We start from the raw sequence: 15,477 nt of genomic DNA, 5'->3' as shown, positions 1-15,477 counted from the left end.
TCTCAACTAACTTGATCAAAATGTTTCATAAACTGCTGTTTCCATCAGCAACTTCAATTTTGCGCCTCCACGAACATTTAACTGCGATTTATCCAATACATAGGTTCTTTGTGTATCAGAATCTGTAGCTTGGAAAAACATATAGCGATCATCTCCAACAAGCCCCGGGCTATAATTGGTCAGCATCGATATGTCAACGGTATTCACTTCTTTATAATTCCAATCATATACAACCATCTCTTGCGCAATATCAGCGTAATCCGGGCTCTTAATAAGCCAACTTACTGGATTGAGATAGAAGTAACTCTGATCTGCATACGCCCATGATATAAGCGGCAAGTTTACCGGTACGATGGACACGTCCTGACCATCCAAATCCGAGTTATGGATCCGCCATGCTGCCGGATCCTTCGGGTCGACTGGATAAATGTTCGAGAATAGCCTGTTCCCGTATATTCCATATATGGCAACCCCACCTTCAGAACGATGAGACAGCTTGATTTCAGGTATACCCGAAATAGATAGATTTCCTTGATCATCAGTGAACAAAACATTGGATTCCTGCGTGTTGATGTCATACCCTATCGTTCTAAATATATTGCTGCCAGAATCCATGAAATAAAGCATGTTCCCATATGCGGTAAGGTCATTGATAGTATGACCAGAGCTTAACGAGTACAAAATAACCGCTTCTTTGTCAGGGTTCGCCAAAGAAACGGATACAACAGACGGTTTTGCCACCTCATCAACCGTCATCAGGTTATTCACATAGAAGATTTGATCGCGATGGATAACAACAGGTAACGGCGGAGCGTCAAACTTTCGTATGACCTTTCGATTCGTCCCGTCTTTATCCATACGAATCAGCGCATATTGTTTATCATGAAATGAGTCTTTATCCGTCCGCTCAATTCGCTCAACCATATAGAGTTTATTTTTGTAGTAACTTATTGTAGCAGTAGCAAATGACTCACCGTCCGTTCGCACAAATGCATTGCAATTACGCGGTACATGTGTAGCGCTATCCGGTGTGCAGTCATTATTAGGGTTGTTATCCAACAAAATAGGCTCCATGTTCTGTTTATCCATGTAATATAAATAAGAACCATTGAGTATATAGTAGCCATCTGCACTCGCTGCAATTCCCTGACCCTTGCCCTGCCAATGAAAATGGTATTGATAGTCGGTGTCAAAGTGATAGGGTGATTGAGCCTTATCTTGGCTTATGACGGGTAATATATCATCGTTGTCATTTGAACGACAACCCAACATAGTGATCACAAAACAGATACTTATCAAACATTTTGTGATTTTACGGATGATAATCAATACCATGCCCCCCACGAATGAAATTTAGATCAAGTGAGTACCTGGATGCTCCGATCCGAAGTATCTATATGCAAATAACTTTACCTCTAGTTCATGTCGATGAAGTTTCATCTCCAATTCTCGTTTTCAATCAATTTCATGCAAAGAGAACCATCATTAAAGAACTAACCATCACCCGTCTACCAAACAATCATTTTCCAACAAATATATTCTTTTAATTGAATCAACTAACAGATACCCAATATCCTATTAAACCATATCTTATATTTGTTTATTCTGTCAAATATTATATGTTTCATCAATAAAAATTACACATGTACCTTACCATCTCTGCTTCCACCTTCAATTTAACCCTCTCCTTGAGCAGTAATGGCGATACGATGAACTAAAAAAGAGAGCGATCCAAAAGGACGCTCTCATCAGAATTTCACAACACTCGCTAATCCCACACCCGACTCAACTTATCACAATAGAAAGCAATCGCTTTCTTGTACTTTTGAATACCGCTATCACTACTCGTATCTGCTAATTGCTTCAATAAAATCTCCATTGCTTCACTGTAAGCATTCTGATTGAATCGTACCATCGCATAAAATACTTGGAATTCTCTACGATCGGGGTACATGCTAATGGCTTCCTCGAAAATGTGCTGGGCTTCTTTATACATGCCCAAAGCTCGAAGCGTGCTGCCGAGCCCTACATATGCGCCTTGTCTTTCCTCATCACGCAAATCCAATTCAAGGGCTCTTTTGTAATAGGGTATTGCTTCCTTTTCTAATTCCATTACATCATGAACCCAGGCACATTGATACCAAACCGAAGGGTTCAGCGGATCTTGATTGAGTAAGTCAAGCAATAACGTTTTTGCTTCCTCTAATTGACCGGACTCTCTTAAATGAATGGCTCTTTCAAGTTTGTTCATGTTTATGTTTTTCATCCCTTATAATCTACCTTCATTTCATCCAACTCCAACGCTCATGCAGCTGCCGCTACGCTTTGCTCCTTAATCCCGCTCGTAGATGGAGCCGATCCGGCTGGCGAACAGCTCGGTGTAAACCTTCTCCGCGTAAGCGTCCGTCATACCCGCGATGTAGTCGGCCACTAGCCGTTCCCAAGGCCATTCTTCCTTTTGGCGCTCGTAGCTTTGCACCCAATCCGGAGGCAGGATCAAACGTCCGGTGTCGATATGCTGGAGGCTATCCCACAGACGCTTCAGCATATTTTCGCTGCGCTTCTGCAGCCTTTGCACGCGAAAATCTTTAATCATCGTCACCCAAGCAACCTTTTTCAATATTTCCATGATGCGCAGCATTTCCAGATCCTCTACGCCGTCTTTCACAAAGGTCACGCGCTTCCAGCCGCTTTTGGGATCGTCGATAATGCCCACCGAGCTGGCAAAACGGCTAACCCAGCGCGCTTTCATCTCCCGTCTGGTACGCGAGGATTCCCGGCCATATTGAACAAAAACGGAATGCCACTGGCGGTAATAATCCTCCAGCACTCTTGTCACCATCGCCTTTAGATCGGTTTTGGCCCATTGCACCGATTCCATGCTGGCGGGATCGTTCATGATTTCGCCAACTACGCCGTTAACCAGCCAATCATCCTGGAAAAAATCTTCTGACAGCAATATTTTTCCGGCGCGTATGCCGTCTTCAATATCATGGGTGGAATAGGCGATATCATCGCACAGGTCCATCAGCTGCGCTTCCAGCGTGCTGCATCCCTCCGGCATCCCCCACAGATCTCTGAGGTAGCTGATGCCGGCCCATTCCATGGGATAAACCCCCTTCATCCGGGAGGGATGGTTCAGGCAATAAGGATATTTGTTGATCGCCAGCAGCACGGCCGCCGTCAGGTCAAGCCCTCTTTCGCTGCCCGCCCGTTTCTCCAGAAACATTAAAATTCTGAAGTTTTGCGCATTTCCTTCATAAGAAATGCCATGGCGTTCACGCAGGATATGATCCAGCACCTCTTCGCCCTTATGTCCAAAAGGCGGATGGCCCAGGTCATGGGCGAGCGCCGCGCATTCCACAACCTCGGGCAGCAGCATCAGGCCGGGATGTTCATTGTTCGCGAGAAAGCCGTACGTTTTGGAGAGGCGCCTTGCCACCTCGCGCGCGATTTGCGACACCTCGATGGAATGGGTCAATCTTGTACGGTAATAGTCTCCGGAGCCCGCTCCGAATACTTGAGATTTTCCTTGCAGCCGGCGAAAAGCGGGCGATTGGATCAGGCGCGCATAATCCTTTTCGTATTCGTCCCGGTCCTCGCTGGACAATGTGTTGTCTGTATCATGCAATCTAAGTTTGCGAATATTCATCTTCATCACCATTTCTTTTTAGAGGTTGTTCAAAAAGTACGCTTTCCATTACGAAGCATGCCTCGCGGCATAATCAGCATCGAATATGAAATTCAGCCGAAATGTCCGGTGCTCACTTAGCTCCCACTAAGCTCCGCTCCTCCATTTCTAGCTTCATCTCATCTTCTCGGTACTGAAAACCAAACTTTTAGAACCCGCACTTATAATAAAAAAGCGGCGCAAGCCGGATGGATTACCGGCGATGCGCACGCTTTGTCAAGCCTATTCCGTTCCGAAGGTAACTCCGGAGCTTTGCAGCATTCTGCGGTAGGCAATGCTCAATCTGTCGCATTTGAGATGCAGCTCTGCCTGCAAATCCAGCGGCAGCAGCTCAGGCTTCTGATTTTCCACGATGACTCGGTCCTGCTCCAGCAGCAGGTCCTGGAAGGATACGAAGGTTTCCTCCGGTTCATCCAGCGCGTAATTGCGCTCCATAATCATAAATGCCGTGCTGTGGCCGATATTGCGTGGCAGTACAAATAAATAAAGATGAAACCGGTCGTCGCAACCATCAATCCGCTTGGTCAGCGAGACGCTCATGGGATGATAGATTTCGTAGGTGTAGAAGGTATTGACCCCAACGCCTCTTCCGTCAGGATCGGGCTGATATACTTCGATTTCGTCGGTTGCAAGCGTCCCTCCTGCTTCATGCACGCGATAATCGTTAATTTCCGAATATTCGCTGTCGCCGAGCAGCCCCCCATGCACATACATGAGATGAGAGACGTCCAGAAAATTTTCTACGACGCGCGGGCCAGCCGCTTCAATTTCGTAAGGCCCCATGTATACCTGGACAAAATCCTCCCGCAAGCCGTTTTGCCCGATAACGGGTTCTTCGGTTGCCGGACTCCCCAGACACACCCATATGATACCATAAGCTTCAAGACAGCGAAAGCCGGGCGTTGCCGCCTTGAGCGGAATCGCTGCGCCTTCCGGCAAGGACGGGATGCGGGTGCATTTGCCGCAAGTATCGTACGTCCAACCATGGTAAGGACATACGATTTCGTCTCCGCTCACCCTGCCAAGCGACAGGGGCACGCCACGATGAATGCACAAATCCTTCAAGGCGTGAACGCCGCGCGAAGTGCGGAACACAACCACACGCTCATTCAGCACTTCAACAGCCGCCGGAGCTTCTCCAAGATGAGACGACAGCAGAACGGGATGCCATAAATGAAGAAGCGCTGGATCTTGCAAGGTTTGAACCGTCATATCGGAGCTCCTCCTCATGGCTGTTATTTCGGGATCGTGCCTTTAATGCCCTTGACAAAATAGTCCATGATCAAAATATCCTCCTGCTTCAGGAACTCGCCTTCCGCAACCTTCAATTCGTCTCCCTGATCGTAGATCGGCCCGGTGAAGACTTGCAGCTTTTCATCCAAAATGTCGGTTTTGGCGCTGTTCACAAGCTCCTGGACGTCCTGGGGAACATTTTTGCCAAACGGGGCGATATCCACCATGTTTTCTTTAAACCCGCCATAATAGGAATGGCTTTCCCAAACGCCGTCGATCAAGTCCTGAATCACCTCTACGTAGTAGGGGCCCCAGTTCAAAACGGGATTGGTTACATAGGTTTCCGGCGCGTAGCGGTTCATGTCGGAGTCGTTGCCCATGCCCCAAACGCCGCGCTCCTGCGCCGCCTGAATGCCGGCGGGCGAATCCTGGTAGTTAGCCAGCACGTCGACGCCTTGGTCCAACAGCGTAATAGCCGCCTGGCGCTCCGTCGCGGGGTCAAACCACGTATTGCTCCAAACTACCGACACTTCGATATCGGGATTGACGCTTTGGGCGGCCAGCGTAAACGCATTGATCGTATAGATGACCTCCGGTATCGGGAATGCTCCGACGTAGCCGATTTTGTTGTTTTGGGTCAGCTTGCCTGCCGCCAATCCCGCAAGATAGCCGGGCTGGTACCCCTTCCCTTGATAGGTTGCGAGATTCGGCAACGTTTTGTAGCCGGTTGCGTGCATGAATTTAACGTCGGGATATTTGCCAGCCACATTCACCATGGAATCCATGTAGCCAAAGCTGGTGCCGAAAATAATATCATTTTCTTGAGCAAGCTCCTCGAAAACGCGCTCGGCATCCGGACCTTCAGGGACATTTTCGACAACGGTCGCTTTAATGCCGAAGGTTTCCTCCACCATCTGGCGGCCTTTGTCATGCTCAAAGGTCCAGCCCCCGTCACCAGGCACGCCGATATAGACAAATGCAACCTTCGGAAGCTCCTTCTCGGCTTCGGGAGACGCTTCAGCGCCACCTGACTCTTGTGACGGAGACGGGGATGGAGACGGACTTGGGCTTGCGGCGGGCGCGGATGCCTGCGAACAAGCGGCGATGAACAGCATCATTAGGGATAGTGCGGCAACGGCCGTTTTTTTGTACATGTTTTTCATTTGGTTTCCCCTCTCCATTTATATCTAGATTTTGCAAGACTTCACCGCGCGCAAGATGCCTCCATAACCCGTACAGCGGCATAAATTGCCCGACAATCCTTCTCGTATCTGTTCGCTCGTCGGACTGGAATGTTCATCCAGCAAAGCTTTAACGGATATAATCATGCCCGACGTGCAATAGCCGCATTGAAACCCTCCTTCCTCCAAAAAGGCTTGCTGAACGGGATGAAGTGTCTCCCCTTGGGCCAAGCCTTCAATCGTCGTAATCGTTTTTCCGCTGCACTGATAGGCCATGACCAGGCAGGAATTGACGGCTTTTCCGTCCAACAGCACCATGCAAGCTCCGCATCGGCCAAGCTCGCAGGACACCTTGGTGCCTGTCAGGCCCAGAGCCTCTCTTAGCAGCACAACCAGCTTATCCGACGGCTCCGCTGCAACCTCCGCCTCCTGGCCGTTTACGCTTGCCCTCCAGATGTATCCGCTCATGGCGATCCCACCTTTTCGCTCAACAGGTCGGGCAAAACGCCGCTCAGCTCCTCCCTTGAAATGGGAAGTTTGCCGATGGATATCCCGATGGCATGATGGACGGCAGCCGTAACAGCCGGCGCAAGGACCACGGAACCAACTTCGCCGATGCCGCGCGGCCCGTACGGATCATCTTGCGGCAGCTCCTGTATGGCATCGATTTGAAAGCCTGGCGATATGTCGCAAATGCCGGGTATCAAATAGGTGTCAAAATTCATGGTCCGCGGGACCCCATCGCTAAACAACACATCCTCGAACAACGTAAAGCCTTGCGCCATAACGCTCCCTCCTTCGATTTGCCCGACATATCCCATGGGATTGACGGCCGGTCCCGCCGCCACGGCATGATATTGATCCAGCACTGAAACTGCTCCGGTCAACAGGTTAATCTCAACCTCCACGGCAGCTGCGGTAGCCGTGTACAGATAATGGCCGCCGACGACAGGATCCGGCGTTACGGGGAAATGAAAATCCGCCTCCAGCTGTATTTCCTCTCCCGCAGCGGCAGCCAACGCCGCATACGTAATCAGCGGAGAAGCCTTATTTTCAACATACCCGTCAAAACCGTCCGCATCTGCTTTGCGCCAAACTCCTCCCGGTCCCGTCCGAAGCCCGGCGGTCGGCAAACCGTAGGTTTGCGAAGCTATTCGACACAGGATCTCCGATAAACGCGGAACCAGATCCTTAAGCGCCATATAGGCAACCGTCGTGGAGCGGGAAGCCGTGCTGGAGCCGTTATGCGGCGTACGATCGGTATCTCCGATGACGATGCGCAAATCGCCACGGTCGCAGCCCAGCATCTCCGTTAGCATAATTTCCAGCGTGGCCGTTATGCCTTGGCCGAACTCTTCAAAGCTGAATGCCGCCTCCAGCTTGCCATCGGCGCTTAAACCCAGCCTTCCGCCTCCGGGATCCGGTATGCCGTAGCCAAGACCGGAGCCATGCATGGTCATTGCCGCGCCGACACCCCGTTTTATCCATGGCGGCGATTTTGGCTCGCCTTTTTTCACCATTTCCCTTCTCTGCCAAATCGACGAGCTTGCTACGGATTGCCACACTTGATCCGGTCCGTCGTTTGGCAGCACCGTTTGGCCAAGCGGCCCGGGATCGTTCCGCTCTCTCAGATTGATCCGTCGCAGCAGCCAAGGGTCCATGCCCGAAGCTGCCGCAAGCCGGTCCAACTGGCTTTCAAGCGCGAAGATAGACTGGTTGCCGCCGAATCCGCGAAATTCGCCCGATACTCCGTTATTGGTAAACACGGAAACGCCTTTTACCGAAACATGGGGGATGCGGTAAGGGCCAATGCTTTGTTCGGTCGCAAAATTGAGCACAGGTCCTCCCAACGTGCTGTAGGCGCCTGTATCCGCCACGATCGTTACTCGATGGGCAAGCAGCTTCCCGTTGCGGTCCATGCCTGTTTTCATGATCAGCTTCATCGGATGGCGCTTGAGGCCTGCCGTTACAGATTCGCGGCGGGAATTGTGTATTTTGACCGGCTTTCCCGTCGCCAGCGCCAGGAGCGAGCCATATGGCTGAACGTTTAATTCATCCTTTCCGCCAAAGGAGCCGCCGATCGGGCTGGAAATGATCCGGATCCGGTCCTCCGGTATAGCCAAAATGCGGGAAAGCTGCATCCGGTCCTTAAAGCCATGCTGGGTAGCGGCGTACACGGTCAGCCGTCCGTCCTCCTCCGGCACAAAAAGTCCGCCTTCCGTCTCCATATAGGCATGCATCTGGCGTGGCGTATAATAGATGCCTTCCGTTACGTGCGCGCAGCCCTCAAAAACCTGCTCCGGCTCTCCCCGGCTATAATCCGTCCTATGCAGCACGTTTCCGCCGGGATGAAGCAGCGGCGCATCCTCCAGGAGCGCTTCTTCGGGATCGGTCACGACGGGCAGCGGTTCATAGTCTACTTGAATGAGCGACAGCGCGTATAATGCCTGCTCCTTGGTTTCAGCCGCAACGGCGGCAATCGCATCCCCGGTATACCGCACAACCTCGCTGCAAAACACCGGCTGATCAGGGTTGACGATGCCAAAGCCGTTTAAGCCCGGCACATCCTCGTGAGTCAGCACCGCCGCCACTCCGGGCGCTCTGAGCGCTTCCTCCTTGCGAATGTCAATAATTCTGGCATGAGGATAAGAGCTTCTCAGCACCTTTCCGTGCAGCATGCCCGGCATAGAGAGATCGGTCAAATAGCTCAGGCTCCCCGACACCTTTGCCGGGCCATCCGGCCTTGTTTTCCACCGCTTCCCTGCGGATTCCCGATTAAGCAGCATTCACATCCCCCCCTTTCCCATTAGTAAAACGCTGGCTTCACAGCTCCAGAAGCGTCCACAATCTCGCGGTTAAAAGATTGGCGGAAACCTCCTTGCGGTAATCCGCGCCGGCAAAGGGATCGCCCGCAACAGCGCAGCCCTCTCTGATCAGGGTGTGCAGGGCAGCTATGGAGGAACGGCCCAGCGTCTGGCCATTCAGGTAGCGCTCCGCTTCGTACAGCCGATGCGGCAGCGCCGCTCCCCCTCCTGCAACCAACCGGACCTGCCGGAATCTGCCCTTTCGATCAATGCTCCCTATTGCCGCAACGGTTACGACGGAGGGGGTAAAGGCTTCCCGCCTGCCCAGCTTTTCAAAAAAGCTGAAACCCCGAAGCTCCACTTGCTTTTCACTTGCCTCACCTTGCGCTGCATTGCCGACCACAGTTGCAGTACCGGTTTCATTTGAATGCCCGCTTATGCTTCCGGTTCCACTTGCCGTTCCGCTTCCATCTTCTTTTCCACTTGAGTATCCGACTCCATTTGCAATTCTGCTCACGTTTCCGGCTGCGCCTGTCCTTTCGCTTGCAGGAATAGCAACTTCAAGGATTAAAGCGCCGTTTTCCCTGGCGTGGCTCCCTCCTTCCAGCCAGTCCACTAAACTCATGATTTCCGGCTCAGGGCCGCCTCTGTATAAAACGAGCTCGGCATCCAACGCCAACAAAGCGGTAACGGCATCGCCCGACAAGCTGGCAATATTCCCTCCCAGAGTAGCAAGCCTTCTAATCGAAGGCGCCGCAATGGCTGACACGGCTTGAACCAAGACAGGGGCATGCTCAGCCAGCACGCAGCTCCGCCTGCAATCCTCCAAGCTAGTCAACGCGCCGATAACTAACTCCTCTTTTTCCGCGTCGAATGCGATCCCACTGTATTTCTTGACGCCATCCAGGCCGATCATTAGCGACGGCGCCGGAGCAACGCCATTTTCCCACTGCGTCCTCAGCAGCGTGCCCCCGGATACATAGACGGCTCCCGCGCCGCCTTCCTGCTTCAGATGCCACGCCTCCTGGAGCGAAGAAGGTTCAGCAACCTTCACCGTGCGATTTCCATAGTGAACAGCCATATGGGTCCGGCCTCCTTCCTCAAAACCTCTGCTCGCGCACATATGCAGCGCCAAGCGCCTTGGGCTCCGGTGACGGCCGATGCCGCCCCCGCCAGCCCACAATCATCAGGATAAGAATCGTTACGAGATAAGGCAGCATTTTTAGAAAATAGGACGGGACTCCGATATCCATTAATTGAAGGCGGAAGCCCAAAGCGTCCAGACCGCCAAACAAATAAGCTCCGCCCAAGGCATAGAGCGGATTCCAGGCCGCCAAAATGATTAATGCGATGGCGATCCAGCCTCTGCCGGAGGTCATGCCTTCCATCCAGTTCGGCGAATACACCATGATCAGATATGACCCGGCAAGCCCCATCAGCATGGCTCCGCCAATAACGTGGAGATACCGCGTCAGGCCCACCCTTAGCCCCATGGCGTCGGAGGTGGCGGGATTGTCTCCGATTGCCCTGAGATGAAGCCCCCACGACGTTTTGTACATATAGAGATAAAGCACGGCAACGAGTCCAAAGCTGATCCAGACAAAAAGATCCAGATTGGAGAAGATGGCGCCCGCAAAAGGAAGCTTTTCCAGCCATGGCATGGAAACCCGCGGAACCGCCACAGCGAGGGCCGCGCCCGCGACCGGCTTGCCCAGATAAGCGCTAAGCCCGGTTCCAAAAAGAGTCAGCGCCAAACCGCTGACAATCTGGTTGGCCCGCAGAGTCACACAGAGAAAAGCATGGGCGAGGCCGATTCCGCCCGCGGCGGCCAGCGAAGCCAGTACGGACAGCAGCATATTGCCGGTCCCCACGAAGGTCAGGCACGAAACAACCGCGCCGATCAGCATGGTGCCCTCCGTCCCCAGGAAAATGACGCCGGAGCGTTCGCTCAAGATGCCGCCCAGCACGGCGAACAAAAGAGGCGTACCGGATGAAATTGCCGCAATAATCAGATAAATGTAAAAATCCATCCCCATAACCTCCTACCATCACCCAAACTGACTCCGGCAAACGATTTTGACCGATGAGCTTGCAGACCACCCTGACAGATGACCTCGGCAAAGAATGATCAGCGGCGAACCAAACGGTATTTCCCCAACATTTCACCGCCGATCAGCGTAATGAGAATCGCGCCTTGCAGCATCATCGACATGGATGAAGGCAAACCGATTGTCTGAACGCTGTAGCCTCCCACAATCAACCCCCCAACAAACAGCGAGGTCGGGATCATGGCCCAAGGATTCAGCTTGGCCAGCCATGCCACGATAATGGCGGTATAGCCGTAACCCGGCGATATGCCGTACATGAGCCGGTGGGCAACGCCGGACACTTCGCTCATGCCTGCAAGTCCCGCCAGCCCTCCGCTAATCATCATGACGAGCAGAATATGGCGGTTGATAGAGATTCCGCCGTATTTGGCAGCATTCGGATTTGCCCCCAGCACCTTCATCTCGTAGCCCCAGCGCGTTTTGCTGAAGAAAAAAGCAAATGCAGCCACCGCGACGAGCGCAAACAGCAAGCCATAGTGGAGCCGCGTCCCCTGAAAGGTCATCATTTGCTGCTCCGGCAGAAAAAGCGGCGTGCCCGGAAAATTAAAGCCGGCGGGGTCTCGCCACGGTCCAAAAACAAGATAGTCGAGCAGCAGCAAAGCGACATAATTCAGCATCAGCGAAGTAATCAGCTCGTTAACGCCAAAGTAAGCGCGGGGCACTGCGGTAAATAAACCCCATACCGCGCCCGCTGCCATTCCGGCTGCCGCCATCACGGGAATGTAAAGCCCTCCCGGCAGCGACGGCATATAGATCGTGACGGCTGTTGCCGCAATGGCTCCAGCCACCAGTTGGCCTTCTGCGCCGATATTCCAGATGGAAATGCGGTAAGCTACCGCTACGCCAAGTCCGCAGAGCAGAAGCGGTATGCTTTTGACCAGCGTTTCGCTAATGCCGAAGGAGCTGCCAAATGCGCCTTTTGCCATTTTGGCGTATACCGTCAGAGGATTCATTCCGTTCAGCCAGATAAAAATCGCACAGATGGCGAGCGCCGCAAGCACCGAAGCAAGCGGCATCCACCACGCTCCGCCCCTTTTAAGGTGATCGTATTGCAATTCAAACGGCAGCTTTAGCGAAGCTATTTTGCGCCTTTCCGCCTTGCCAATGACTTCAGCAGCCGATTTCCGGTTCATACAGCGGCCTCCTCCGACTGATTCAATCCCGCCATCATACGGCCGATCTTTTCCTTGTCCGGCTGCGCTCCGGCAACTTCCCCAACGATAACGCCGTTATACATGACGAGTATGCGATCGGATAGACCCATGACCTCGTCCAAATCCTCCGAAATAAGCAAGACGCCCGCAGCGCCGCTGCGCAGCTCCAGCAGCATGGCGTGGACCGCCTCCGCAGCGCCGACATCCAGTCCTTGCGTGGGATGTACCGCCACCATCAGCTTAGGTTCCTGGCCTATTTCGCGTGCTAGGAGAAGCTTCTGCTGATTGCCCCCGGACAGCTGTCGGACAGGGCTCTCCAGGTCGGGCGCGCGGACGTCGAAATGGCGGACTAAGCCTTCGCTCCAAGTGGCGTTGCTTTTTTTCTTGAGCAGTCCAAAGCGGGAGCGCTCGGTCCTGTCATAGGTTTTCAGCAGCAAATTGTCAACAATGCCAAGACTGCCGGCAAGACCGCTTTTCATCCGGTTTTCCGGGACGTGGGCAATGCCTTCCCGAATGCGTTGTCGAATGGAACTGCGCTCCATCCGTCTGCCAAGGTAATGCATGCGGCCTCCAGCCCATTCCCTTAGCCCCGTCAGCGCCTCCGCCAGCTCCAATTGACCGTTGCCGGCTACACCTGCGATCCCGACGATTTCGCCTTCTCGCACCTGAAAGCTGACCCCATCCAATGAACGTCCTCCGTGCTCGTTGGCCACCGTCATGCCGTCCACTGCCAGCACAATATCCCCGGGCTTCCTCGGCTGGAGGGACAAACCCTCCTTTATCTCGCGTCCAACCATTAATTCAGCCAGCCGGGAGGCGTCGGTGTCCTCCGGATTACATTCGGCCACCGTTTTTCCGCGGCGCATAATGGTAATGGCATCCGCCACGGCCATCACTTCTTTTAATTTGTGCGTCGTAATCACCATTGTTTTGCCGCTTTTTTTCAAGTCTTGCAGCGTTGCGAACAACACCTCCGCCTCGCCAGGCGTCAACACGGAGGTAGGTTCATCCAGCAGAATGATATCGGCTCCCCGATAAAGCGTCTTGACAATTTCGACTCTCTGCTGCTCCCCGACGGAAAGACTCCATACCGGTTTTAACAAATCAACGCCCAAGCCGTATGCGCTGCAAATCGCATCGATCTCCCGGAGCTTTTTCTTGCGCCAGGAGCCCCCGCGCCAAACTTCGCCCCGTTCTCCCAAAATAATATTTTCGAGTGCGGTCAAGGTGGGAACAAGCCGGAAATTCTGATGCACCATTCCGATGCCAAGCGCCATCGCGTCGCGCGGCGATGCAATTCGGGCCGATCTTCCATGAATCAGCATTTCGCCGCTGTCCGCTCTGTAAATACCCGTCAGCAGACTCATAACCGTGCTTTTTCCGGCTCCGTTTTCGCCCAGCAGCGCATGGATTTCGCCGCGCTTTACCGAAAAATCTACGTGATCGTTTGCCAGCACCTCGCCAAAGCGCTTGATTATTCCTTTCATTTGAATGGCATATCGGCTCACCGCTCCCCCTCCTCTTTCCTCTGCCCCTTCAATGCGATGTAGTAACGATTCAATTCTTGCAAATCTTCCTCTGTATCAACATCCAGCAATCGTCCGAAGTCTGGAACCAAAACTTCGTCGCCTCGCCATTGGTTGTCTGCCAGCAATTTCCGGGCGCCCGCGTCACCATTCAGCTTTAACAGCTCGCCATACATGCTGCTAGCGAGCAGAATGGGAGGTTGCCTTGTAACGCCGTCGCTGCTGGCGACGTAATCAAGTCCCTTTTGGCCAAGGAAGCGGCAAATCAAATGATTGATCATGTCACCGGTGACCAGCGGCTGATCGCCAAGCAATATGACCAGGCCACGCGGCAGTTCCCCGGATAACCGAATCGTCTCCAAGCCGCTCCGTATGGAATGCGACATGCCCAGTTCAGCTCCCTCCGCTTCCAAAATGACACAAGGTTTTCCAATACTGTCCGGTCCCCGAGAATAAGGCTTCAGCCAGCTTCTATCGCTCCCCTTGCGGATAACGACATAAACAGAGTCGAGCCGCGAATCCAGCGCGGCAGCAAGCCCCATGCCGCCTAATGTCTCTCCGCCCGCGCAAGGCCATTCGATATCAAGCTTGCTTCGCCCCATCCGGCTTGCGCTCCCGGCTGCGAGGTACAATCCCGCTATCCCGCTCCCCATGCTTCATCCTCCCCCGCCTGACGCTGATCAGCTCCGCAGCTATGCTGATTGCGATTTCCTCCGGACCGTCTCCCGCAATGGGCAGCCCTACAGGGTAATGAAGCATTGAGGGAGCCGGCTTGCCGCCAAGCATCCGCTCTGTGCGCGATGTCGAACCCATCAGCCCGATGTAACGAGGGGAGCCGGCAAGCGCAAACTCCAGAAACTCCCCATCCCGCTGAAACTGATGGCTCATTATAACGACGTAATCTCCTTCTCCAACGTCCAGCTTGCCCCGCAATTCAGAGGGAAAGCCGCAAACAATCTCTGCGCCGGGAAACCGTTCAGCCTTACAGACGCCTTCCCGGAAATCGGCCACGGTCACCCGAAATCCGGCCCGCAAGGCCAGATCGCATACCGGCTTTGCATCATCTCCCGCGCCAAACAGCACCAATCTTGGCTTGGGATGCCATAACATAACGATGTTATTGTCTTCCGTAATCGAAAGGGAGTCGCTTTTTACGCCAGATTGGCCCATTTGTGACCATGAGGAATCTCGAGCGGATTGGTTGACGTGCGTCCGTTTTACAGCACCTGAGGATTGCTCCGAATGTTCCGATTGAGCAGCGAGGGAAGTTTCTTTGGTGTGAATCGGTCGGACAACAGCTGCGGATAGCTCATCGTGTGCAAGTAGCGATGTACGGTCTGCCAGGAGAGCCGAATATCGGGAGGGCAGCAGGCTGTCATCCATATGGCGGACAAATATGACTGAGCCTCCCTTCTCCAAAAGCTCTCCAGCCTCGGAGAGCGCCTTCAACAGCGGGCCGGTTACCGGCTCCAGCAAAATCGTTATTTTCCCGCCGCAGCCAATCGCCTCCCCCCACGAAAAGTCGTCGACGGATGTCATATCGTATAACACCTGCTGCGGCTTGCCCCCGCCGAGAACGGCGGGCACATATGCCGCCAGATCGGCTTCCAGACAGCCAGGACTTAAACTGCCCTCCTTGCCGCCTCCCTCCGCCAACACCATCATTGAGCCTGCCTTGCGGTATGCATGGCCTGCCACATCAACAATGCTGGCCAAAACACAACGACCCGGCATCCTTAATGCCTCTTTGACAACATCTGCGGCGTCCATCTCCGCCACC

13 protein-coding genes are annotated in these 15,477 nt (G+C 53.4%); all 13 read right to left on the bottom strand.

The genetic code is table 11. The annotated features are described in order from the left end of the window. Window positions 1-15: 15 nt before the first annotated feature. The 13 genes from ACX93W_RS03330 to ACX93W_RS03270 all read right to left on the bottom strand — a co-directional run bounded on the left by ACX93W_RS03330 (window position 16) and on the right by ACX93W_RS03270 (window position 15,467). Window positions 16-1,329, bottom strand: coding sequence for a hypothetical protein (locus tag ACX93W_RS03330; protein ID WP_459390891.1), 1,314 nt, complete (start codon window positions 1,327-1,329; stop codon window positions 16-18). A gap of 439 nt (window positions 1,330-1,768) precedes the next feature. Then, window positions 1,769-2,251 (bottom strand): tetratricopeptide repeat protein, encoded by a 483-nt coding sequence (locus tag ACX93W_RS03325; protein ID WP_459390890.1) that lies wholly within the window; start codon window positions 2,249-2,251, stop codon window positions 1,769-1,771. Window positions 2,252-2,332: 81 nt separating this feature from the next. Next, window positions 2,333-3,652 carry a deoxyguanosinetriphosphate triphosphohydrolase family protein gene (locus tag ACX93W_RS03320; protein ID WP_459390889.1) on the bottom strand — a complete coding sequence of 440 codons (1,320 nt, stop codon included), beginning with the start codon at window positions 3,650-3,652 and terminating at the stop codon, window positions 2,333-2,335. Between the two features lie 261 nt (window positions 3,653-3,913). Beyond that, the gene (locus tag ACX93W_RS03315) at window positions 3,914-4,903 is read right to left on the bottom strand and encodes a Rieske 2Fe-2S domain-containing protein (protein ID WP_459390888.1); all 990 of its coding nucleotides are present in this window, start codon (window positions 4,901-4,903) and stop codon (window positions 3,914-3,916) included. A gap of 23 nt (window positions 4,904-4,926) precedes the next feature. Beyond that, window positions 4,927-6,087, bottom strand: a complete 1,161-nt coding sequence (locus tag ACX93W_RS03310; RefSeq protein WP_459390887.1) for a BMP family ABC transporter substrate-binding protein — start codon at window positions 6,085-6,087, stop codon at window positions 4,927-4,929. 24 nt (window positions 6,088-6,111) lie between these two features. Further along, a complete protein-coding gene (locus ACX93W_RS03305; RefSeq protein ID WP_459390886.1) occupies window positions 6,112-6,573 on the bottom strand; it encodes a (2Fe-2S)-binding protein in 462 nt (153 codons plus the stop codon). Continuing rightward, complete coding sequence (gene pucD / locus ACX93W_RS03300) at window positions 6,570-8,891, bottom strand: xanthine dehydrogenase subunit D (protein WP_459390885.1); 2,322 nt, start codon at window positions 8,889-8,891, stop codon at window positions 6,570-6,572. The genes ACX93W_RS03305 and pucD overlap by 4 nt, the downstream gene beginning before the upstream one ends. 37 nt (window positions 8,892-8,928) lie before the next feature. Next, window positions 8,929-9,990 (bottom strand): FAD binding domain-containing protein, encoded by a 1,062-nt coding sequence (locus ACX93W_RS03295; protein ID WP_459390884.1) that lies wholly within the window; start codon window positions 9,988-9,990, stop codon window positions 8,929-8,931. A gap of 19 nt (window positions 9,991-10,009) precedes the next feature. Beyond that, a complete protein-coding gene (locus tag ACX93W_RS03290) occupies window positions 10,010-10,939 on the bottom strand; it encodes an ABC transporter permease (RefSeq protein ID WP_459390883.1) in 930 nt (309 codons plus the stop codon). A gap of 98 nt (window positions 10,940-11,037) precedes the next feature. After that, window positions 11,038-12,150: an ABC transporter permease gene (locus tag ACX93W_RS03285; protein WP_459390882.1), complete on the bottom strand. Its 1,113-nt coding sequence runs from the start codon at window positions 12,148-12,150 to the stop codon at window positions 11,038-11,040. Then, window positions 12,147-13,679, bottom strand: a complete 1,533-nt coding sequence (locus ACX93W_RS03280; RefSeq protein ID WP_459390881.1) for an ABC transporter ATP-binding protein — start codon at window positions 13,677-13,679, stop codon at window positions 12,147-12,149. Before ACX93W_RS03280 ends, ACX93W_RS03285 begins: the two co-directional genes overlap by 4 nt. Beyond that, window positions 13,676-14,350 (bottom strand): nucleotidyltransferase family protein, encoded by a 675-nt coding sequence (locus tag ACX93W_RS03275; RefSeq protein WP_459390880.1) that lies wholly within the window; start codon window positions 14,348-14,350, stop codon window positions 13,676-13,678. Before ACX93W_RS03275 ends, ACX93W_RS03280 begins: the two co-directional genes overlap by 4 nt. Then, window positions 14,280-15,467, bottom strand: coding sequence for an XdhC family protein (locus ACX93W_RS03270; RefSeq protein WP_459390879.1), 1,188 nt, complete (start codon window positions 15,465-15,467; stop codon window positions 14,280-14,282). The genes ACX93W_RS03275 and ACX93W_RS03270 overlap by 71 nt, the downstream gene beginning before the upstream one ends. Between the last annotated feature and the right edge of the window lie 10 nt (window positions 15,468-15,477).

The sequence above is a fragment of the Paenibacillus sp. CAU 1782 genome (assembly GCF_054551715.1).
The sequence above is the reverse complement of the archived record's forward strand: the minus strand, read 5'-3'. Positions and strand labels throughout refer to the sequence as shown.